The sequence below is a fragment of the Vibrio sp. YQ_11 genome (assembly GCF_043103065.1).
GTDB lineage: Bacteria > Pseudomonadota > Gammaproteobacteria > Enterobacterales > Vibrionaceae > Vibrio > Vibrio parahaemolyticus.
Genome location: NZ_JBICJM010000007.1, coordinates 33,800 through 56,922 on the forward strand (window position 1 = coordinate 33,800; position 23,123 = coordinate 56,922).

The 23,123-nt window shown below is 44.1% G+C and carries 20 protein-coding genes; all 20 read left to right on the forward strand.

Going from position 1 to position 23,123, the window contains the following annotated elements:
• The first annotated feature begins 3 nt into the window (after positions 1-3).
• The 20 genes from ACF8EG_RS05165 (at position 4) to ACF8EG_RS05260 (ending at position 23,105) form a co-directional block, all read left to right on the forward strand.
• A complete protein-coding gene (locus tag ACF8EG_RS05165) occupies positions 4-585 on the forward strand; it encodes a recombinase family protein (protein ID WP_029854399.1) in 582 nt (193 codons plus the stop codon).
• A 63-nt stretch (positions 586-648) separates the two neighbouring features.
• The gene (locus ACF8EG_RS05170) at positions 649-1,101 is read left to right on the forward strand and encodes a hypothetical protein (protein ID WP_029854401.1); all 453 of its coding nucleotides are present in this window, start codon (positions 649-651) and stop codon (positions 1,099-1,101) included.
• The gene (locus ACF8EG_RS05175) at positions 1,098-3,269 is read left to right on the forward strand and encodes an ATP-dependent RecD-like DNA helicase (protein WP_140066747.1); all 2,172 of its coding nucleotides are present in this window, start codon (positions 1,098-1,100) and stop codon (positions 3,267-3,269) included. Before ACF8EG_RS05170 ends, ACF8EG_RS05175 begins: the two co-directional genes overlap by 4 nt.
• Positions 3,270-3,671: 402 nt before the next feature.
• Positions 3,672-5,681 (forward strand): RNase E specificity factor CsrD, encoded by a 2,010-nt coding sequence (csrD, locus tag ACF8EG_RS05180; protein WP_011106082.1) that lies wholly within the window; start codon positions 3,672-3,674, stop codon positions 5,679-5,681.
• A gap of 11 nt (positions 5,682-5,692) precedes the next feature.
• Positions 5,693-7,138 carry an MSHA biogenesis protein MshI gene (locus tag ACF8EG_RS05185; protein ID WP_069507429.1) on the forward strand — a complete coding sequence of 482 codons (1,446 nt, stop codon included), beginning with the start codon at positions 5,693-5,695 and terminating at the stop codon, positions 7,136-7,138.
• Positions 7,135-7,785 carry a type II secretion system protein GspM gene (gspM, locus tag ACF8EG_RS05190; RefSeq protein ID WP_042771014.1) on the forward strand — a complete coding sequence of 217 codons (651 nt, stop codon included), beginning with the start codon at positions 7,135-7,137 and terminating at the stop codon, positions 7,783-7,785. The genes ACF8EG_RS05185 and gspM overlap by 4 nt, the downstream gene beginning before the upstream one ends.
• The gene (locus ACF8EG_RS05195) at positions 7,778-8,107 is read left to right on the forward strand and encodes an MSHA biogenesis protein MshK (RefSeq protein WP_005481006.1); all 330 of its coding nucleotides are present in this window, start codon (positions 7,778-7,780) and stop codon (positions 8,105-8,107) included. Before gspM ends, ACF8EG_RS05195 begins: the two co-directional genes overlap by 8 nt.
• Before the next feature lie 20 nt (positions 8,108-8,127).
• Positions 8,128-9,771 carry a pilus (MSHA type) biogenesis protein MshL gene (mshL, locus tag ACF8EG_RS05200; protein WP_005456314.1) on the forward strand — a complete coding sequence of 548 codons (1,644 nt, stop codon included), beginning with the start codon at positions 8,128-8,130 and terminating at the stop codon, positions 9,769-9,771.
• 43 nt (positions 9,772-9,814) lie between these two features.
• On the forward strand, positions 9,815-10,660 hold the full coding sequence (locus tag ACF8EG_RS05205) for an ExeA family protein (RefSeq protein ID WP_005497278.1): 846 nt from the start codon (positions 9,815-9,817) through the stop codon (positions 10,658-10,660).
• Positions 10,657-11,733 (forward strand): lipopolysaccharide assembly protein LapB, encoded by a 1,077-nt coding sequence (locus tag ACF8EG_RS05210; protein ID WP_025541499.1) that lies wholly within the window; start codon positions 10,657-10,659, stop codon positions 11,731-11,733. The genes ACF8EG_RS05205 and ACF8EG_RS05210 overlap by 4 nt, the downstream gene beginning before the upstream one ends.
• Positions 11,730-13,454, forward strand: a complete 1,725-nt coding sequence (locus ACF8EG_RS05215) for a GspE/PulE family protein (RefSeq protein ID WP_392419348.1) — start codon at positions 11,730-11,732, stop codon at positions 13,452-13,454. The genes ACF8EG_RS05210 and ACF8EG_RS05215 overlap by 4 nt, the downstream gene beginning before the upstream one ends.
• A gap of 8 nt (positions 13,455-13,462) precedes the next feature.
• Entirely contained in the window at positions 13,463-14,686 is a 1,224-nt protein-coding gene (locus ACF8EG_RS05220) for a type II secretion system F family protein (RefSeq protein ID WP_025631444.1), read from the forward strand.
• Between the two features lie 3 nt (positions 14,687-14,689).
• A complete protein-coding gene (locus ACF8EG_RS05225; RefSeq protein WP_025504124.1) occupies positions 14,690-15,151 on the forward strand; it encodes a hypothetical protein in 462 nt (153 codons plus the stop codon).
• Positions 15,152-15,445: 294 nt separating this feature from the next.
• Entirely contained in the window at positions 15,446-15,949 is a 504-nt protein-coding gene (locus ACF8EG_RS05230; protein WP_025504122.1) for a type II secretion system protein, read from the forward strand.
• 63 nt (positions 15,950-16,012) lie between these two features.
• Positions 16,013-16,237: a Tfp pilus assembly protein FimT/FimU gene (locus tag ACF8EG_RS05235; RefSeq protein WP_392419349.1), complete on the forward strand. Its 225-nt coding sequence runs from the start codon at positions 16,013-16,015 to the stop codon at positions 16,235-16,237.
• A gap of 109 nt (positions 16,238-16,346) precedes the next feature.
• The gene (locus tag ACF8EG_RS05240; RefSeq protein ID WP_025545966.1) at positions 16,347-16,808 is read left to right on the forward strand and encodes a type II secretion system protein; all 462 of its coding nucleotides are present in this window, start codon (positions 16,347-16,349) and stop codon (positions 16,806-16,808) included.
• Positions 16,805-17,368: a prepilin-type N-terminal cleavage/methylation domain-containing protein gene (locus ACF8EG_RS05245; RefSeq protein ID WP_025545968.1), complete on the forward strand. Its 564-nt coding sequence runs from the start codon at positions 16,805-16,807 to the stop codon at positions 17,366-17,368. The genes ACF8EG_RS05240 and ACF8EG_RS05245 overlap by 4 nt, the downstream gene beginning before the upstream one ends.
• Positions 17,368-18,129, forward strand: coding sequence for a PilW family protein (locus tag ACF8EG_RS05250; protein WP_025574980.1), 762 nt, complete (start codon positions 17,368-17,370; stop codon positions 18,127-18,129). Before ACF8EG_RS05245 ends, ACF8EG_RS05250 begins: the two co-directional genes overlap by 1 nt.
• Positions 18,119-18,547, forward strand: coding sequence for an MSHA biogenesis protein MshP (locus tag ACF8EG_RS05255; protein ID WP_025552718.1), 429 nt, complete (start codon positions 18,119-18,121; stop codon positions 18,545-18,547). Before ACF8EG_RS05250 ends, ACF8EG_RS05255 begins: the two co-directional genes overlap by 11 nt.
• 4 nt (positions 18,548-18,551) lie before the next feature.
• Positions 18,552-23,105, forward strand: a complete 4,554-nt coding sequence (locus ACF8EG_RS05260; RefSeq protein WP_069507427.1) for a DUF6701 domain-containing protein — start codon at positions 18,552-18,554, stop codon at positions 23,103-23,105.
• The last annotated feature ends 18 nt before the right edge of the window (positions 23,106-23,123 follow it).

Below are 23,123 nucleotides of genomic sequence, written 5' to 3' on the forward strand. Positions count from 1 at the left end.
TTCATGATAATTGGATATGCGAGAGTAAGCACTACAGATCAAAACTGTGATTATCAGATTGATGAACTAACCAAATCTGGCTGTGAAAAAATCTTTATAGAAAAGGCTTCAGCTAAGACCAAAGATCGCCCTGAACTTACTAGATTACTAGACTCCCTTCGCCAGGATGACATAGTTGTAGTTTATAAACTCGATAGGCTTGGACGCAGTCTTAAAGATCTTATTACTTTGCTTGAGATGTTTAAGAGCAACGGAGTTCAGTTTAAATCATTGTCCGAAAACATTGATACAACAACATCTACAGGGAAGCTAGTGTTTAACGTGATTGGAGCTATAGCTGAGTTTGAGCGAGATATTATCGTGGAAAGAACCAAGGCTGGACTTAAAGCTGCAAGAGCGCGAGGCAGAAAAGGTGGCAGGAAGCAAAAACTCACAGATAAGCAAATTAAGCTCGCGAAATCGATGCTACAAGATCCCTCAGTACAAAAATCTGATGTGGCTAAGCACTTCAATATTTCTAGGCCAACGCTCAACAGATATCTAGATGCGGCACCAGATTTGGAACAAGAGAGTCTGTTTAAATAGCGTCTTTAATTTGAAATATCGGGATTTGGGAATTGGTGCAAATAGAATCTAGGAGAAGACCAGTTGAGCAAAGAGAAAGGACAAAGAAATAGAAATCTCTTCATTGCGTGGGTTGATGAAATGAAGGCCAAGAACCCTCCGAATTGGCTGGATTACTGGCATGGTGATACTTTAAGTCCCAAAAAGATAGCAGATGAGCTTGGTTTTGATTCGTCTGCATTCAAAGCATCTAGAAACAAAAAACTCTTCGAACTATTCGATGAGCTTAAGAAAGAGCTTGCAACAGAGGGGGTGTATCAAAAACGGAAAGAGAATCTGCCACTGGAAGAACAGAGCGCTGAAGTCAGGGGAGTGTTCCAGGACAATATGGACGAGGGTATAACAGATAGCATCAAGGTTCGTGACTTAAAGCGGTTCAATGCTCGGTTACAAGCTGAGAATGCAAAACTTACCGCCGAAGTCGCTAGGCTATCTGAATTTAAAGAAGTTCTCATTGAAATGGGGCTTTGGAAATGAGTAACGGTACTTTCTTGGTTCGGATTACCCAGATATATCAATATCATCCTGATAATGTTCAGTTAGGTGCTGTGTTTGTTAACCAAAACGCTGGAGCACACCGAATCGTATTGCTAACTACTCAAAACCAGCTAAATATGAAGCCGCAAGTAGGGCAGCAATGGGAGATATTAAAAGAGAATAACTATAGTGTGCGACAACAGCCAGTTAGTGTGGGTGGTTATGTGGACGTGTGGCGTTTCATGCAACCCAAACTTAAGTGTGTGATGCCTGACAATGGTATTGGTTTCGTTAACTTTTTAAGCTCTGAGAAAGAGTTTGTCGGTATTGGCAGGGTGAAAGCACAATTACTCTGGGCTGAATTCCGTAGTGACATTTTCACCATGCTCGAATGCGAAAAAGATGAACCATATAAACATGATAAATCAATAAGTAACTTTCAAGCGATCAAGGATGTTTTGAGGAGTGATGGGACGGTAAATGCGCTTTATCAAGGTTTTAGAAAATATGCCAATCTCAAGTATGCGAGCCAGTTAGTCGAGTGGGAGGTAGAAGAACCTATTCAACGTCAACTTTTTAGATTGTCAGGTAAGGATGCAATTGGATTTTTGAAAACGAATCCGTACCGCTTGTTCTCTTTGGGTATGAGATTTAGCAAGGTTGACGAGATCGCACAAAAGCACTTCAAAGTTGAACCAAGTGATGAAATAAGGCTTGCAGCTATAATTGAACAATCTTTGCGTTTATGGAGTGACAAAGGGCATACGGTTGCACTTTGGCGTGATATAGAACATACGATTCGCACCTACTTAAATAACGACAAGTTACTTATTGAAAGGGCTAAACAGTTAACTGGCGACATCATCGGTTTTGTAAAACACGATGACAAATACTACGCCTCAGGCAACTATATTTTTGAAAAAACAATAGCCAAACGATTCAGCAAACTCAGCAAGATGGGAAGCCTTTGGCGAAGTGAACTAGAGGTTGCGTTCACTACTTCTATCCCTGAAGGTTGGAAACTTGAGGAAGCTCAAGCAAGAGCTGTAAGGACAGCATTAGTCAGCCATATTTTTGCTCTCACTGGAGGTGCTGGCACAGGTAAAACGACAACCACGAAGCTTATCGTTGATGCCTATCAAAAATTAGGTTTTAGTATTTATCCAGTAGCGCTTTCAGGAAAAGCAGCTAGACGCCTTCAGCAGTCTATTGGCATTAATTGTATGACGATAGCGCGATTATTACGTAAAGACAGTATTCCAGATAACAGTGTTTTACTGATTGACGAAGCGTCGATGCTAGACGCTTACACTATGTGGCGTTTGGTTACTTTGTTCTCCGACAAGTCAAGGATCGTACTCGTGGGAGATCCTAATCAGTTACCTCCGATCAATGCAGGGTTAATTTTGCATGATGTTATTAAGAGTGGGGTAATCAATCATGTCGAACTAGATGTGGTTAAGCGACAAGGCGCTATTAGTTCTATTCCTGCGTATTCGAATGACATACGCAATGGCAATAAGCCATCTTCTTTAACGACGTCTGATATTACGTTCCATGAATCAAGTGATGACCTGCTTCAGGACGCTGTGTCGGTGTATTTGAAATACGACAGGGCGATGATTGTAGCATCGACGAATGCCACCGTAAGAAATGCTAACCTCAAGTTACAAGCAGAGGTGAACCCTAATGGTCGGTTACTTGATCTAACAAATATGCCGATCACTAAAGGAAACTATGAGTTCAGAGAAGGCGACCCAATAGTTATAACCCTGACAAACTATAAATACGATGTTCAAAATGGCACTTTGGGCGTGATAACAAACGCTGAAGCAACCGAAGAGTATGCTTGTGTCATTGAGCTAGAGGATATTGGCGAGGATGGAAGCAAAAGATCTTTAAAGGTCGATTGGCAGCTATTCGAATACATAGAGCTGGCTTACGCACTAACGCTACATAAGTTGCAAGGCTCGCAAGCTGAGAATGTAATCGTGCTGCTGGAGCGAAGCTTGTTGCTTGATCGAAGTTGGATTTATACAGCCATAACACGAGCCGAAAGTAAGGTACATATCATTGGTAAGGAGTATGACTTTCAGTATGGGATAAACAAGCGCAGTGCTTTGGATACACGCAAAACAGCTTTGTCAGAAATGTTGAAAAATGCTTAAATAGAGCTGAATTAAGTAAAAAATGCGGATGTTTTTACACGTTTAGCTCGTGAAAGGTTGATTTTTCAAATGGGGTCAGTATCCCTATATTTTTGATTAATATGGAAATTTTAATTGTACTGACCCTGTTTTGAGTTTGTTTGTCTTAGTTAACCCTTCTAAATCCCCGCTATGTTTGAATCGAAAAGGCCGCGAATATCGCGGCTTTTTTATTGCCTGAATTCAGCATGTGAGCCCGATCTTTTTAATCACTTCGCACTAACGATAAAGCTTATCAATGAAAGCAATTCTCTATATGCTTCAAACTCTCACAATCAGACTAATCCGATTGTTTGCCGAGCACTTATCAAGTATAAATATTTCAATAAGGTATATGATGAATAGAAAAGGAATTTGGTATTCATGAGGTATACCCCAACTCTTAAGCTAAGCACGCGGCTGGTGGCTTTTGTCACCATGATCGTTATATGCGCAATGTTTATCTTGTTTGTCGGCGGCACCCTCTCTTTCAAACGACTTGGGCAAGAATATCTTACCCACTACTTGGAAGGGATTGTCGAGGTTGTTGATAAAGAGATGGAAGATCCTGATGCAGCTTATTCTATGCAGCGTTGGATGCCCAAAATGTTGCAAGCAAGCAACATCGTTGAAATGACACTCTCGACAAACAACGCCGTCGTTTATCGGTTCAAAGACACTTCGCATCAAATAGAAGCGTCGGCCTTGTTTGAAACTGAGTACCAGCTGACTCACAATCAAGACTATGTCATCCGCTTTAAAGCCATCCCTCCTTACTTAGGTTACAGCTACTCCATGCAGGCGTTGTGGTCGATCACTCTCGCCGTTATTTTGATCATCTTTTGTTTGATGCGCGGTGTTGCGTGGCTAAAAGAGCAGCTTGCTGGTTCAGAAATGCTGGAAGAGCGAGGAAGAATGATCTTGGCGGGGCGAGTTGAGCAATACGCCAAGGGAGATAAAAAAGAGTGGCCTTACACCGCGAGTGAAGCACTCGACGTGTTGATTGAAGAATTACAGGATGCGCGCCAGGAGCGCAGCCGCTTTGATACCTTTATCCGCACTCAAACTTTTCTCGATAAGCTCACTGGAACAGCCAATCGAGTGCTCTTTGATAGCAAGCTGGAATCGGCTCTTTTAGAGAGTGGCGCACGTGGCGCGGTCTTGCTGATTCGTATTCAAGATTGGAAGCTCGTGGAAGAAGAGCAAGATAAGCAAATCACCGACGAGTTTATTGTTGAAGTCGGCAGCTTGTTATCCAATTTAGTGCAGCGTTACCCAGACGTGGTGTTCTCTCGTTATTACGATGCCGATTTTGCACTGTTCTTACCTCATCAAAGCGCCAAAGATGTTGCCAACTTGGCCTCACAATGTATTCGTCAACTAGAGAAACTTACGCCGCCAGATCCGCTCGACCCCGACAACTGGTGCCATATTGGTATCACTATGTACAAAGAGGGAGAGCGACACAGCCAAATTATTGATGAGGCGGAAACGGCACTCAGAAGTGCGCAGCTACAAAACAACAATAACTGGAGCCGTTTTAAGAAATGGAACCACGATGAAGAAGCGCGCGGAAGTGTGAGATGGCGTACGTTATTTGATACGGCACTTACATCAGAAAATGTGATACTCTACGCACAATCGGTTCACTCAATAAGTGATGCGACGCATAAAAAAGCCTTACACGAAGAGTTAACATGTCGAATTCGGGATCCTGAAAATGGCATTGTTAAAGCGTCCCGGTTTATCTCTGCTATCAGACAAGTGGGCTATGAAGCTCAAATGGATAGAGCTGTACTTCATAAATTCTTAAAAGACTTTAAAGAGAATTTTGACAGCTCTAAAAATTATGCTCTAAATCTAAATGTGACGCCTTTTTCGAGTCGCGAATACTTCAAGTGGTTTCGTGATGAACTCTTACAGTTGTCACGCGAGCAGAGAAAGTGTCTCAATTTTGAGTTTGTGGAAGCACAATTTGTAAGACACTTAGACTTTATGCGACCAGTCGCTAAAATGCTGGCCGGTTTGGGATGCCATCTCATGGTGGGGCAAGCGGGACGAACCATCGTCAGCACTCACTACCTAAAAGAAGTGGACATTCGTTATCTCAAGCTTCATCGCAGCTTGGTAGCAAAAATCGATCAGCGACATGAGAACCAGCTTTTTGTCCGCAGTATGCTAGGTGCAGCGGCGAACAGCAAAACCAAAATCATAGCAGTGGGAATTGAGAATCAACAAGAGCTAAACACGCTTCTTGAATTAGGTGTGTACGGCGGACAAGGACGCTATTTTTCTGCAGAGCAGCAATATCTTCCTCGCCCACAAACAGCGCAACATTCTCAATCAGAATCCCAAGTTAAATTGGGAAGACGAAATCGCTGGCGGAAAAAATAAAGATAATAATCATGGAATTTAAAGCAGTATTCGACAAGCTGATGCGATCATCTGGTGGTGGTCGCTCTTGTTTTTTGGTTATTCAGCCAGACGCAGTTTATTTATCATCACCAGCTAAAAGTGGCCGTCCGTCTCAGTTTGAAATTTCTGAATCAAATTGGGAACGCGCTGTTGAGCAAGCGTTAAGCGTTGCCGCGAGCGCTTATGATTCTCTGACCGTAGTGCTGTCACACAACTACTATCAGATGTATCAAATCGACAAGCCAGCCATGCCACGCCAAGAGTGGTCGGCGGCGCTGCCGTTTTTACTCAAAGAGCTTATTTCTGAGCGTGCCATCGACATCATCGCTGATGCGGTAGAGCTACCAAACTCAAGTAAAGTGCAAGCTTATGTTTTATCAAGAAAGATGCTTGATAAAATTGTGCTACTGGCTAGTCGTGCTCAATTGCCGTTAGAAGCGATCATTCCGGAAGATGATGTTTGGGGTGATACCGCTGGTGAGCTTGGTAACTTTTTGTTGCTGCAACGCAGCGCTCGTGGGCATTTCCGCATCAGTGCTTTTGTTGAGCACACCATTGCATTCCATCGTTCGATTCGTAGCGTGACACCTCCTCTTACTGGCGTACCGTCAAGCGAGCTACAGATGGACAGTTTGTCTCTGGAGCTGCAACGTTCGATAGATTACCTCTCTGCTCAGCTTCGTCAGGTTCAGTTACACCAATTGAAAGTGTGCTGTGATGAAGAAGATGAGAACGAATTGGTTCAGTCGCTTAACTACCGCTTAAGCACCAAAGTATCGTCACTACTGCCTGAAGAACATGAACTCTCTGGTCATGTGCTTGCGGATGCGGCGGCGGCGTCTACAAATCGACGCGTCAATCTATATCCTGATCATTTAAAGCCGAAAAAAGATCTCCTTACGCTAAAAAATGTGGCGATTTCTTGGGGTGCGGCTGCGGCTGTGATTCTGTTGTCTTACGGCTACGTGTCTTGGCAAAGTGAAGGTTTGGAAGATGAAATTTCGATTGTGAAAGGCAAGGGCGATATTCTTAAATCTGACTTAGATTACTACCAAGTGAAGCTGCGTAAGCACCAGCCTGATCCAAATAAGTTAGCGGCCAAAGCGCGTCTAGAGCGTGAAGTCAAAGCTAAGCGAGATTCCTTGAAAGCGGTGGGCAAGTACGATGATTCGCAACGCACGGGTTACTCAGGTGTGATGCAGTCATTAGCAAAATTGGGCAACCAAGAAATCTCTTTATCCGAAATTCGCATCAACAACAACACCTTGGATTTAAAAGGCTTAGCGAAAGCTCCGAGTTCAGTGCCGAGTTGGGTAAGCCAGTTCAAGAATGAGATCAGTCTTGTTGGGCGAACATTTGACGACGTGAAAATCGGTCGCAATGAGAAAGACATAGTGACGTTTGAGTTGAAAACGCGCGAGGATAAAGAGAAATGAACGAATTCTGGAGCTCATTAGAAGAGCGCTTTGGAGACATGAGCGCGCGCGAGAAAATGCTGGTGGCGCTGTGTGGCTTCGTGACCGTTGTTATGTTGCTGTTTACGTTGGTGCTAGAACCTAAGCTCAATCAGATCTCAAACAATGAAAGACAGCTGAGTAACTTAAAGCAGTTAAACCAAAAAACAGAAATTGATATTTTACGTGTTAAGGCTCAATTGAAGAAAGATCCAAACGCAGATATTGATTTGGAAATTTCCAACCTGTTGACGGAAAGTCAGCATCTTTCTATGCAGTTGTCGCAAATTATTGAACACTTGGTAACGCCTTCACAAATGGCGGGCGTATTAGAGAGCGTATTAGAGCAGCAAAGTGGCATTCACTTGGTGTCATTGCAGACTCTGCCATCTGAGCCGATCACAGAAGATAAAGAAGCATCACAATACTCAGGCTATTACGTACACCCAGTACGCATGGAGCTAACTGGTGACTACTTTTCTATCGCCAACTACTTAAACAAGTTAGAGAGCTTACCTGCCAGCTATTTTTGGCGTAGCTTCAGTTACAAAGTAGAAGAATATCCAAAAGCGAAGTTAGTGCTTGAAGTGTACACATTAGGTTCTCGAGAGGAGTTTATCGGTGGTTAAAAAACTCATTATCTCAATCGCGGCTATCGCCTTGTCTGGTTCAGTCTTGGCAAATCAGGATCCAACTGCACCACTTGGTTGGCAAAAACCAGCAGAGGTGTCTGCCAAGCCCAAAGCGAAACAATACCGCTTGCCGACACTGAACAGCATTGTCTGTAAGCCAAATACCGAATGTGTCGCAATCATGAATAACCGGCTTGTCGAACAGGGTGAACTGTTTAACGGTTATCGAGTAGCAAGCATCAATAGTGAATTTGTAACTTTAAAGCGTGGTAGCCGTCAGTGGAACCTTGAGCTTTTTGGTTTAAACGTAAAAAAATAATAACCAGAGCCTGATCAGATATGCGCAAATTAGTTGTAGGAATAACGATTGCTTCTTTAATGGGATGTTCGATGGGTCACCGCGATCCGGTTGAAGTGAAGCAAGCTCTCAATGAATCTATCAATCAAGCGAATAGCCGCGCGTTGGAGGAAATTCCTTCTTCGGTAGAAGCGGATCTTATGCCTAACTTAGACTCCAATGTTTCTTCTGATAACGGAACGTCAAAGCGTTTTCGTATCCAAGCCAATGCAGTAGAGGCGAGAAGTTTCTTTGCTTCGTTGGTAAAAGGGACAGAATACAGCGTTGCGATTCATCCAGCGGTTCAAGGCAATATCACGGTCAACCTTTCTGACGTGACATTAGATGAAGTGCTTAGCGTTGTACAAAATATGTACGGTTACGATGTCATGAAATCGGGCAAAGTAATCCAAGTTTATCCGGCAGGTATGCGTACGGTGACGATTCCAGTCGACTACCTACAGTTTAAACGCTCAGGTCGCTCACTGACGAGCATTGTCACGGGCTCCGTTACTTCGGCTGGTACGTCCAATTCTGGTGGTAGCTCTGACAGCTCAGACTCTTCAGATTCCAACAACAGCAATAACGGCAATGATAGCTCGACGACGTCAACAGGCGGAACGCGCATTGAAACCATCACCGAAAGTGATTTTTGGCCAATGTTGCAACAAGCGGTGGCGAACTTAATTGGTTCGGGTAAAGGCCAAAGTGTGGTAGTTACGCCACAAGCTGGCGTGATCACCGTGCGAGCTTTCCCTGATGATATTCGTGAAGTGCGCGAGTTTTTGGGTGTGTCTCAAGAACGAATGCAACGCCAAGTGATTCTTGAAGCGAAAATCTTAGAAGTCACGCTTAGCGATGGTTACCAGCAAGGTATTAACTGGTCGAACTTATCGGCGTCAATTGGTAACTCAGGCAGTATCATTGTTAATCGCCCCGCTTCTGCTTTGCCTCCATTAGATGCGATTGGTACGCTTCTTGGCGGTCAAACCAACGTTACGATATCTGATGGTAACTTCGAAGCTGTATTAAACTTTATGTCGACGCAAGGCGACCTCAATGTACTCTCAAGCCCACGTATTACGGCGGCGAACAACCAAAAATCCGTGATCAAAGTTGGTACCGATCAGTACTTCGTAACTGAGCTTTCCAGTAATGCGGGTAATGGTGAAAACTCTAATGCGGTTCCTGAAGTAGAACTGACGCCATTCTTCTCGGGCATTTCACTTGATGTGACGCCACAAATCGACAACAAGGGCAACGTGTTCTTGCATGTGCATCCAGCGGTCATTGAAGTCACAGAAGAAGTGAAGCAGTTAAATCTTGGTGGTGATTTTCAAAACATTCAATTGCCTTTGGCAAAAAGCTCGATTCGAGAATCAGATTCGGTCATTCGTGCGAAAGATGGCGATGTTGTGGTTATCGGTGGCTTGATGAAGCAACAAAATGTCGAGCAAGTGTCAAAAGTCCCATTCCTTGGCGACGTGCCTGCTCTGGGGCACTTGTTCCGCAACACTTCGAATGTGACGCAAAAAACCGAGCTAGTTATTCTGCTTAAACCGACCGTTGTTGGCGTGAACTCTTGGCAAAAAGAGCTAGAGCGCTCGCGTGATTTGCTGCAAGAGTGGTTCCCTGATGCGCAATAAGCGCAGAAGAAACGTTAGCTTTTCAAAGAGTTTGTGATTCGTTATGTACTTGTCGCATTTTGGATTTCGAGTTCAACCTTTCTCACTGACCCCAAATACGGAAATGTTTTTGGGGTTAGTGCCTCACTATGAGGCGATTCAAACCATCTTAGCTGCCGTGCAGATGGGTGAAGGGGTGATTAAGGTGACAGGTGAAGTTGGTACGGGCAAAACCATGGTTTGTCGCAAGCTGATTGAACAGATCGAATCGCAAGTGGAATTGGTCTATCTACCCAATCCTGTGCTCAACGGAGAGCAATTACAGTTTGCCGTGGCAAGAGAGCTAGGTATTGATAATGACGATCCATTGCGCATTGTTTCTTTAATTCAAGAACACTTGATTCGTGTGCATTCAACCGGGAAGAAAACCGTTCTGATCGTCGATGAAGCTCAAGCTCTTTCTCCTGAGGCTTTAGAAACACTGCGCTTGTTCGGCAATTTAGAAACCGAGCAAGACAAATTAATTCAGTTGGTACTTTTCGGTCAGCCTGAATTGGATGAACGCTTGTCCATGCACGAATTACGACAGTTTCGTCAACGCATTACGTTCAGTTGTGGGCTGCGTCCGTTGTCTGTCGATGAAGGAGTTGCGTACATCAATAACCGCTTAGACAAAGCGGGTAATGGGTCGCACATTTTCTCCATTGAACAGAAAAAAGCGATTTGGCGTTCAGCCATGGGCATACCAAGGTTGATCAACCAAATTAGTCATAAAGCTCTGTTAGCTGCGTTTAACGACCGTTGTACCTTACTGAAAAATCACCACGTTTATGCGGCCATGCACGATACGTTTGATGCCCGTAAACCTAAGTTTAAAACACCCGTATTTTGGGGATGGAGTCAACCTTGAGTGCCATCAATAAAGCATTATCTGAACTTGCTGAAAAAACATCACCGAGTGAACTTACTCGTGCTGAGATTCCGAATGTCTCACGCAGTAAGCCTTGGCTGTGGTTGGTTGCTGGTTTTTCATTAAGTCTTGCCGTAGGTGGCTGGGCAGTGTCCCAAGGCCCTGCACCTTCTGATGAGATCACATCGTTCCAACCAAGCGCAACGCAACCTTTAGACACCACTAATGCTGACCGTCTGGCATCTTCTCCTACCAATAAGATGACGCCAGAAACCAGCAACGTGGTTTATTCTAAACCTGTAGAAAAACCGCAAGCTGTTGCAGCATTACCAACGCCTCAACCTAGTGAGGGCGTATTTGGTTCACGTGCGGATGCGGATATGAGTTCAGACGCTCCGATGCTGATCGCGCAAGTAGCGAATGCACCGAGCAATACGACCACCAATTTGGTTGAAGAGAGTTCAATGCGCATTGAGCAAGTTGAACTTTCACACCGTCAGTTATCGTTGAAAGCGATCAGTCGAGCAGAAAAAGCCATTGATGCGAACGATATGGAAACGGCGCTTTCTGCTTATACCGAAGCATTGCGTTATGAACCAAGTAATATCGAAACGCGTCAAAAGCTGGCGGCGCTTTATTTCGGTAAAGGGGATACAAGAAAGTCTTACGAAATCCTGCAAGAAGGCATCAACCTTGATAAGGATAACCAACCGCTAAGACTCGCGTTGTCGAAGCTATTGGTTAAAGCCAATCAGCCTTCTGCGGCACTGAGCCCACTGGTTCACTTGCCTCCAATGCCGAGTCGAGATTACTTGGCAATGCGCGCAGCCCTTGCGCAGAAACAAAAGCAAAACGACATCGCATTAGAAAGCTACCAGCTACTGACTCAACGCGAGCCAGACAATGCCCGCTGGTGGCTTGGTTTGGCGATTCAGCAAGAGCGAGCGCTCACTTTTACTGCTGCGATTAACTCTTACAACGAAGCGTTAGGTAAAGTAGGGATCTCGAATCAGTCGCAAGCTTTCATTCGCGATCGATTAACCATCTTAAAGCAACTGGAGAGCGCACAATGAAAATTCAGTTGAGAAAACGCTTAGGTGACCTACTCGTTGAAGAAGGCATCGTATCGGAAGATCAAATCCAGCAAGCTCTATCCGCTCAGCGCAGTACCGGACAAAAATTAGGTGATGCCTTGATTGATCTCGGGTTTATTACCGAAAAGCAAATGCTGGAGTTCTTGTCTCAGCAACTAGGATTACCGTTGATCGATCTTGGACGTGCTCCAGTGGATGCGGATGCGGTGCAAATACTACCAGAAGTGCATGCTCGTCGTTTACGTGCAATGGTGGTGGCTCGTAATGGTGACACTCTACGTGTTGCGATGAGTGATCCGGCGGATCTGTTTACCCAAGAGTCTTTAATGAACTTGCTAGGTGAGTACAACCTTGAGTTCATCATAGCCTCTGAGCGTCAGTTGATCAGCAGTTTCGACCGTTACTACTGCCGTACCAAAGAGATCGCGTCCTTTGCTGAGCAGTTACAAGCAGAGCACCAAGACGTACAAAGCTTTGACTATGGCATCGATGAAGCTGACAGTGAAGAAGTCACCGTTGTAAAACTGGTTAATTCGATGTTTGAAGACGCGGTGCAAGTTGGTGCATCGGATATCCATATCGAACCAGACGATAAAGTCCTGCGTTTACGCCAGCGTGTCGATGGTGTGCTGCATGAAACCATTCTGAACGAAGTGAACATCGCTTCTGCATTGGTATTACGCCTTAAATTGATGGCGCACTTGGATATTTCTGAGAAGCGTCTGCCACAAGATGGTCGCTTCAACATCAAAGTTCGTGGCCAATCGATTGATATTCGTATGTCGACGTTACCAACTCAGTATGGTGAATCGGTTGTAATGCGTCTGCTTAACCAGTCGTCAGGTTTACGTCCATTAGAAGAATCGGGTTTACCGCCTGAGCTACTGGCGCGCTTGCGTCGTCAGTTATCTCGTCCTCATGGCATGATTTTGGTAACCGGCCCTACGGGATCGGGTAAAACCACGACACTTTACGGCGCGTTGAGTGAGCTCAATGAACCGGGTAAAAAGATCATCACCGCAGAAGATCCGGTGGAATACCGTTTACCACGTATCACGCAAGTACAGATCAACAGCAAGATCGACCTGACATTTTCACGCGTTCTACGCACCTTCTTACGCCAAGACCCAGACATCATTTTGATTGGTGAGATGCGTGACCAAGAGACGGTAGAGATTGGCTTGCGAGCAGCATTAACAGGTCACTTAGTATTGAGTACGTTGCACACCAACGATGCGGTCGACAGCGCACTGCGTATGATCGACATGGGGGCGCCAGGCTATCTCGTTGCCAGTGCCGTGCGTGCCGTTGTGGCTCAGCGATTGGTTCGCCGTGTTTGTCCAGATTGTAAAACCCAAGATCATCTCGATGAGTCGCGTCAACAATGGTTAGCAGGGCGTTTTCCAAATCAAGTTGGGGTGACTTTCCATAAAGGGGCTGGTTGTCAAAACTGTAACTTGACGGGGTATCGAGGTCGAATCGGTGTGTTTGAAATGCTTGAGCTGGAACATGAGATGATGGACAAGCTGCGTGCGAATGATGCGGTTGGCTTTGCACAAGCGGCTCGACGTTCAGAAAACTACAAACCGCTTCTTGCCTCAGCAATGGAGCTTGCACTGCAAGGTGCTGTGAGCCTGGATGAAGTGATGACCCTCGGCGAGGGTGACGCTTCGGGTAAAACTGATCCCATTTTCATGTAGGTAAGTGAATGCCAACTTTTCGTTATCAAGGCCGCACATTAGACGGCTCATCAACCAGTGGCAAAGTCGATGCGGTGAATTCAGAAGCCGCAGCGGAAGCGTTGATGAATAAAGGGATCATCCCGCTCAATCTGCGCTTAGAGAAAGAAGGCGTAAAGAACCACGTTAGTTTGTCGAAATTGTTGGTTCCTGCCATTCCACTGGAAGTGATTATTCTGTTTTCTCGTCAGTTGTTCAGCTTAACTAAAGCTGGTGTGCCTTTGCTGCGCTCAATGCGCGGCTTACTGCAAAACTGTGAAAACAAACAGCTTAAAGAAGCGCTAGAAGATGTGGTTTCTGAGTTGAGTAATGGTCGTGGTTTGTCGTCTGCGATGCAGCCGCACAACAAAGTGTTTAGTCCGTTATTCGTTTCCATGATCAACGTGGGTGAGAATACCGGTCGACTCGATGAGGCATTGTTACAGCTAGCAAACTACTATGAGCAAGAGCTAGAAACACGTAAACGCATTAAAGCCGCGATGCGCTACCCTACGTTCGTTATCGTATTTATTACCATTGCGATGTTTATTCTGAACATTCTGGTGATTCCCGAGTTTGCATCGATGTTTACTCGTTTTGGGGTTGAGTTGCCGCTTCCAACTCGGATTTTGATTGCGACGTCCAACTTCTTTGTTCACTACTGGGGATTGCTCATTGCCGCTATAGTCGGTGCATTCTTTGTGTTCAAAGCTTGGGTTGCGACAGCAGATGGGCGGGAGAAGTTTGATAAATTTCGCCTCCGCTTACCAATCGTCGGTGATATCGTAAATCGCGCTCAATTGTCGCGTTTTGCTCGAACATTCTCGTTGATGTTGAAATCAGGTGTGCCGCTCAACCAATCATTGGCGCTTGCCGGTGAAGCGTTGGGTAACCGCTTTTTAGAAAATCGAATTTTAGAGATGAAAGCCGCCATCGAAGCGGGTAGCACCATTTCTGTTACCGCCATCAACAGCAATATTTTTACGCCATTAGTTATTCAAATGATTGCAGTTGGTGAAGAAACGGGTCGTATTGATGAACTTTTGCTCGAAGTCTCAGATTTTTATGATCGAGAAGTGGATTATGACCTTAAAACACTGACGGCAAGAATAGAACCATTACTTTTGGTCATTGTCGCTGGGATGGTGATGGTACTTGCATTGGGTATTTTCTTACCAATGTGGGGGATGCTGGACATCATCAAAGGCGGCTAATGCGTGGTTGAGAATCAAAGCCGAGCAACGCTCATTATGTTTGGCTTAGTTGCGGTCATCATCGTGGTTGGAATGGCGATTAAATTGCAGCCAGTCACTGAAGAAGCACAAGCGACAGGTGCAAAACTCGCAAAGGTTTGGATGCTAGACAGTGTTCAGCGTTATCACCAAGCGTGGTTAGTGCAAGGTGAGCCCAATCATATGGAAATGGATGGTTTTCAACTCATCATGACTGAAGGGGGATTGGTGTCGCCGTTCACACAACAAGGCGTACTCGATTGCGGATATTGGTTAGCTGTTCATTACCCGCAACGTAAGATTATGGCTAGTGAGTTATTAGATATTAGCGGAACAATCAAAAGTAATCGTTATATCTGCAACTATACTTATGAAAGTGGCCAAACAATTGTAGTTATGTCTACCGCTAATCGACTGATAATAGACGTCGAAATGTCGGCGGAGTGAATTTTTTGACACTTAAGTACTATAAATGGGAATGAAAGTCGGTATAATGCAAACATTACCATAAGCCTAAGGTTGTAATAAAAGGTAAACCATAAAATGATTACCTTTGTTATCAAACCTTTTCGGAATAATGGCGATTCGTCATTCTGCTCAAGCGGTAGATACAGTATCCACTTCACGGTCAGTTTTAGTGAACGTTGCTGCTCCAAACCGTTTTGACAATATCCAAAATGGTCGCGTGACCTAAACGAAACCTTGCAGTCACACTGCATGCTTACATAGAGAGAGTAAACAATGAAAAGACAAGGTGGTTTCACCCTTATCGAACTAGTAGTGGTTATTGTAATCCTAGGTATTTTAGCGGTAACTGCAGCACCACGTTTCCTTAACCTGCAAGATGATGCTCGCAACGCAACTTTAGAAGGGCTTGCTGGTGCGATTAATGGCGCGTCTGGTATTATTTATGGTAAAGCTGCTATTGAAGGTATTGAATCGTCATCTGGCCCTGTAAGTGCCGCTGGTGGTAATGTTGATACTTCAAACGGCTACCCGACACCAACTGTAGATAACTTAACGAGAATGGTTGAAGGTCTAGGTGCTAAAGGCTCAAATGAAGATTTTGAGTTTATTAAAGCTATCGATAGCTACAGTCCATCAAATGGTGGTCCAGCAGTATCTGCTGCTGCCGTGGGCATTGCAGGTTACACGAAAGCATGTGTTGTGTACTACGGAGCTGCAAATGAAAATACTGCGGGTAAAGCAGAGCTAACAGAAACTGATACTCACTGTAAGCAATAGATGAAGAAGGCCAGCTAGTCTGGCCTTTATCTCTTTATTTTGATTAATCTCGGAATAGTACATATGCGTAAATCATCGGGTCTTAGTGCAGTAGAGTTTATAGTTGTGCTGATTATCTTGAGTGTGATCGGTTATGTGGTATTACCAAGATTTATCAGCTTTGAACCAGAAACGTATGAAGCAAAGTGGGAGCAAACTAAGCAGACCGCTGAGCACGTTTCTGAGACGCTAAGCAATAAAGAAACTTACGATCGAATTGAAGAAGAAATCGATAGATCGAAAAACTAATCTAGAGCAATCTTGTTTGCTATGTAAAAGAAGTGTGATTTTAGTCCAAAATTACCATGCTTTTTTGCTTATAATTTAATCGCTTGTTGTAAGCCGAAGGTTCCTCAGTATGAAGTCGCGCTCAACGATATCAGGGTTTACTCTCATTGAGCTGATCATGGTCATCGTCATCCTCTCTATATTATCACTTTATGCATCCAGTCGATTTATACGCACTGGTATTTCTGCCGTCGCAATTCAAGATCAAGTCATTTCTGTTGTTCGCCAAGTCCAGGTGAATCGCATGCAATCTAATGTCAGTAGTGCGGTAGGAAATAACGATTTTATTCTATCCATAGCAACCAATTGTATCGGCTCAAAAGCCTCTTGCTCATCTCAGTCCAGTAGTCGTAGTGATTGGGTAGAAGATAGCAGTGTTACTTTTTCTCCTGTCCGAGAGGTTCAATTTGATCTGCTAGGAAATCCGACCCCTCCTTCGGTCACTATCTCTATTAGCGAAAATAATAGCTCTCAAACCTGTACGGTCACAATTAATGAGCAAGGTTACGTAAGTAAAGGTGGTTGCTCATGACGATGAAAGGCAAAAAAACGCTTCGAGGAATGACGCTTATTGAGATGATTATTGCGATCGTCTTGATGGGCATCGCCATGGTGATGTTTTCGACAGCATTGATACCACAAATTAAAGATGCTTCCACCTCCCATTATCAAAGTCGAGCCATTGCTTTAGGACATAGCATGATGTCGCAAATTTTGGCCCGCAATTTTGACCATTATTATGATGACAACGGTGGCATGCTCCGCTGCGGCGAAAGCGGGGCAGACGCTTGCTCACTTCTTGGAAGAGATGGAGAGGCTTCGCCCTCTGCTTTTAATGACGTTGATGATTATATTGGTTGTTGGTACACCGAAAATACTCAGAATAGTTGTCCGTCAGGTAGCGAAAAATACCAACTCTCAGATGTTGTCGGTAATAGTGCAGACAGTAGTTATATCAATTTTCGTGTAGAGGTTGCGGTAAAAACGACAGAGCTCGAAGGAAGTGTCCCTAAAATGAAGCAAGTGAAGCTAGATATATTTGCTGGTTCCGCGTTAGCGATTTCATTGGTTGGTTACCGAGGTAATTATTAATGAGTCAAAGAGGTTTCACTCTCATAGAGCTCGTGCTGGCCATTGTTATTGGTAGCATCATCATGCTGGGGATTGCAGGTTATGTTCAAGTTGGGATGAAAGGGTATGTTGATGCAAGTTCAAGACAAAGAATTCAGACCCAAGCTCAATTTGTGCTAGAAAAAATGGCGCGTGAAATTAGACACGCCGTTCCCAATAGCTTTGCAATGACAAACACGGTTGACGAATCCTGCCTGTCGTTTGTTCCAACTTTAAATTCCGGTTATTACTTTCAAGAACCAACCAGCAACGATCTGCTTTTTATCACTGGAGAAAACTTTCCTGGAGGTACATTAAAAGCCTCCGACGGGATACGCTTTGTTATTAACCCTACACGCTATGACGATTTGATATCAGGCGCTGTGAGTAATCACTTGATTGATAACGATCTTGCTTTAAATGGTGATGATAGCAATGGTAATGCCGACTTTTATCGCTATAGCTTAACGGCGTCTTTACCTAGCGATTCGATCGCTCATCGTATTTATCTATATCAGTTAGCAACCAAAGTTGAATACTGCATTGTCAAAACAGGTGTGCGTAGTAACCGCTTAACTCGCAATGGCACTGTTGTTGAAAATATCGTGGCAGATGAAAGTCAATTTGATTACACGAATGTGAGTTTACAGACTGGTGGGATTGTCTATCTCAAATTTGCTTTTGAACAAAATGGTGAAGTTAGTACCTACCAACAAGATGTGCAGGTGTTAAATGTCCCATAAACAGAAAAACAGCGGAAATGTGCTCATTGTATGCCTGTTCGTGATTATTGTGATGGGGTATCTAGGAGCAACGCTCACAAAGACTAACTGGTCCAATCAAAACTCAATGACTCGTGAGTTTTTAGGGACACAAGCATGGTTTTACGCTCAATCTTCAACAGAGTGGGCGCTCACTGAAATATACCCACTTAACGATGAAAGCCCAGATGTGGGAAGCAATTGCAGTAATAAAGTCAATGGTAAAGCGCCAAGCTCAGAGAGCATTGATTACGGAAGCTGCCGATTAGTTTCACTTGTGTGTGACGGGGGCGATAAAAAGTTGGATAGTCAAACATTTTATCGTATCGAAGCAGCAGTCCAGTGTGGTTCTGGATTGAGTTTGGTTGAACGCAGACAAGAGATTTGGATTAAGGATTAACACAATGGAAAAAAGAATAATACTTGGTGCTATAACCTACTCTTTGTTATGTGCTCAAGGGCTTGCTGCTGTAACGTATGATCTAACCCCTACCGTTGATTGGGTCAGGGAAAAAGGGAACTGGCAACGTCAATGGGTGCCTGTTTATAGTCCTTGCCCAACAAATGGTTATTATTCCAATGGCCTTTCTGTTTACGTGTGTCCTAGTAATGTAACTCTCTATTACGGTGATAATATTGTTACTGGCGGAAGCACCTCGCAATTAGTGTTACGTCGAAACGCTTCTTTAGGTGGTGGAAACACGATCGGTAGTCCTAGCCACAACTTATCGTTAAACCTGAATCGTAACTCTTTTAGCGCTCGCAACCTGTATGTGTATGGCCATGTTGATAATGGTGGTTATATCCAACTAACAGATTCAACAATATTTGGTTCACTGAGAAGTGTTAATAATGGTCTCCAGTTAAACAATGTCGATATTCGACAAAATGCTTTGGCTTACAGTCAGCTTACAATTAATCACGGTAACGTTGATGGTTACGTCGATAGTGATAATGGTGGAATCTCGCTTTACAACGTAAATGTGGGCTCACATATCGAAGCCAAGAACCAAGTTCAAATAACGAACACTTCCGTTGGAGGTCACATATCTTCGTCTCACGGTGGTGCGGAACTTTCAGCATCAGGTTCAACTAAATTTGTTGATGGCTACATCAACGCTAAGAATGAAGTGAAAGTCATAAACTATAAGGTTAACCAGTCTGTTTCCGCAGATGGCTACATTGAGCTCAATAGAACTGATGTGACAGGAAATGTGACTTCTCAAAGTAATGGAAATCCAGCCATTGCTATTTCCAATAGTTCATCGATTTCAGGTGATGTGTTTACTAAAGGCTACGTAAGCGTTTCTCATTCTAGTGTAGATGGAAACATCGATAATACGCAGGGTAGTAACCAAAGTATGACCATTGTCAGCAGTCAAGTTGGAGGCAACGTCACTGCGAAAGGCTATGTCGACATTCAGTACTCTCAAGTTTCAGGTGTTGTGTCGAGTACTGACGAAGGCGGTCAGGTCAAGAGCTCAAAAATAAAAGGTGATGTTGATGTTAAGAAATATCTTCATGTGATCGAAAGTTCTTATGTGTGTGGTGCCGCTTCCAGCTGGAATGACGGTGCAAATATTAGTAATTCATATGTAGGTGATGACGTCTCTACCAAGAAATACTTGCACGTGACTAACTCTTCTGTTTTTGGTACTGCGAGTGTGAAAAATGAGGGAATGGCGTTATCGTCGGCTAAAATTCTTGCGGACGCCAAAGCGATTGGTTTCCCTACTCACAAAGACGTAAGTATTGCCAGTAACTCAACGCTTTGCGGAACCGCAAACTCTTCATACTCTTATAACGGTAAATTGGTTGGTTATTGCGGTCTAAATGATACGAGCTGTGATACATCTCAAACTCGAGGTACATGTCCCGTTGAAGTTGGTGAGAGCTCTCAATACAAAGATTTCTACGACTATTGTGGAATGACGCCACCAGGCCCTGACCCAGAGCCTATTCAATGTGAATCGTTGCCACCTGAAGATTTTGACTCAGGCTCTCTTACAAACTGGTCTGTGATGGGCTTTAAGAATAGTGCTAAACCGAGCATTACTGGTGGCAAGTTTAGGTTATCAAGCAACCAATATAATCAAGCAACAGCATCAGCCTACAACTATATCTTCCCATCTGATGATAACGTTATGCAGGTGGAGTTTAATCACTATGCTCATTCAAATACCACACGACCTGGTGCAGATGGGGTTGGTATCGTTTTTTCTGACGCAAATGTCCCACCAGCGACAGGTGCATTTGGTGGACCTTTAGGTTTTGGTGTAAAACCCGGTTTAGAAGGTTTTGCCGGCGGTTGGTTAGCATTTGGTATCGATGAGTATGGTAACTTCTCGAATGAAGGCAGTTATTATGAGAATGACTATGGCCGTCCAGGTCGTAGCCAACAATCTATTGCTATTCGCGGAGCAGGTTATAAGAAGACAATCCAGTACAACGGTCAGTCCAAAGAAGGTTGGTTTGGGGGCTATAAATTTATTAAAAATAATACAGATGTTGGTGCACTTGATGTATTCGGAACTTATTACAATGGTCGAGGTGAAGATGAGGTCCACCGTTACAGAATGACTGTAGACTCTCGCAAAACCGTTAAAAACCGAGCGAGCGGAGTTTGGGTTTCTATTGAGCGTCAAATTGATGGTGGTCGCTGGGAAACGTTAATCAAATCATTCAATGTTATGAATGGTTATGGGCAGTCTATTGCTCCAGAAAACTTCCGTATTTCTGTAACTGCATCGACGGGGTCATATACCAATATCCACGAAATTGATGATTTCCAAGTTTGTGCAGATAAATACAAGAAGTTAACGGATGGTATCCATCACTTTGAATTTGACTATTCAGGCTCCGGTAGTACGTGCCAGCCTTCGAAAGTCACGCTAAAAGCATGTATGAATGAAAGGTGTACTCAAACCTATCCAGAAGATGCAGCCGCAAGCGAAGGCGAGTTAGAACCATTGAGAGTTACTTTACTGCCATCATCCACCAATAGCGTCGCTAACTGGGTAAATGGAGAGCAAGAAAAGCTCACGGACATTACTTTCAACAATTCAGTTGATCTTCTATTACAGGGGTATAAAGCCGGTACGGTTACGATGGGAGTCGCGAATAGTTCGGTACCTCAGTTTGGTTTTGAAGGAGCGCGTTGTCGCATCAATAACGGTGATGAATTGTCCGTCGAGAACTGTAATGTGTTATTTTCTCAAAACGTACTCGGAGTAAACATAGGGGATGTGGTTTCGGCTAGACAATCTGCCGGTACAGATCATCTTTCATTCTGCTCATCACATGTAAAAGCTGGGGGCGAAACCCGAGATGTTACTATGAAAGTGACTCACGAGATTGCACCCGTCGATAAAACGAAATCTGTTGAGGTATGGTACAAAAAAGCGGGTGACAGCAATGCTAAATGGAGTGGTCATACCGTATTGCAACCTCAAGTTGCTAAGTCTTTGTCCGATGTCTACTTTGATTCAAATGGTAAAGCTTACCTCAAAGTTAATTATAAAGAGGTTGGTAAAATCCGTATCGATGCGAAAGTTAACGACGTGAAGGATTCGGCGGGCTTTGCATCATTTGTGAGTTTCCCTGCGAAGTTAAGTCTGAACGTAAGTGGTAATGGTGCGTGTTTACCTGATTGCAAAAGCTATATTCCAGCAGGACAAGAGTTCACAATGCAGGTAACAGCATATCAATCAGACGGAGAAGTTGCCCGAAATTACCAAGAGTCGCATATTAGTATTGATCATGTAGTGACTTATCCAGACCCGACAACGAGTGTGAACAAGGGTAATGTTGTGAATGGCTCGTTACTAACAGAAAAGCTACCAGAAGATGCTAAGTGGGTTAGTGGTTCCGTGTCTTTCAAGCAGTCTGTTGATGAAGTAGGCTCATTCGAGTTTACCGCTACTGCCCCTGTTGGTGGTGAAGGGGAAGCATTCTCTACCTATCTGGGAAGCAGCACGTATAAGATTGCCGATGCAACGCTCAATGTTGGACGTTTCTACCCTAGTAAATTCAATGTTTACAGTAGCGATCAAACAACTTCGTACAACAACATATGGGATTACCCAAATGGCCAAGCATTTGCTTATATGGGACAGCCTTTTGGGTTAAAACAGTTCTACGTTGAAGCATTGTCGAAAGGAGACGGTGCCTTACATAATTACGCGTATTTTGATGCACGACACCAAGCTAAATTTAACTTGTACGAAGATAACTATGCCAATGTTAATAGGTTCAGTGCGCCGGGCACGTACACTGGTAACTGGTTGAACGGTAGTAAAGGTCCCTATGTTTCAGGGCAAAGTGTCGGGAAATATAGCGCGAGTGGACTGGTGTGGAATAAAGTAGTCACTAAACCTGACGGCCCATTAAATTACTTAGAGAATTCTTCAGATACGTCTATTTCTATTGATCTTTCCTCATCATCAGTAGATAAGGTTGGTGTGACTATTGGTACCAAGGAGCTATTTGTCCAGCCGGATTTACGCTTTGGTCGCATTGCTCTTGATGATGTAGGTGGAAATCAGGGTACAACGCTACATATCCCGCTAAGAGTCGAATATTGGAATGATGGGCGTTTTATTGTTAATCAAGATGACAGCCAGACAAAAGTTATGGGAGTGATGAAAAAGGATTCCTTGCGTCACATTTGGCCAACAGGTGCTAGTGCTGCTCCGAAAGCAGTCACGTTAGGAGGTGGTGGGACTGTTTCCTCAGGTTCTTCTCGCTCTGTTACTGCAACTCAAGCTGAACCATACCGTCAGCAAACGCGCGTTTGGTTAGATCTTGATGATTCAACCAACGGTTTACCTTGGCTCAAATACAACTGGGATAATAAGAACGCTGGAGAAGAAAACCCATCTTCCGTTGTCACATTTGGTATTCACCGTGGCAATGATCGCGTGATTTATCGTGGCGAGCCGGGATTAACCGGACAGTAACAACTTCGGTTTCTTGCG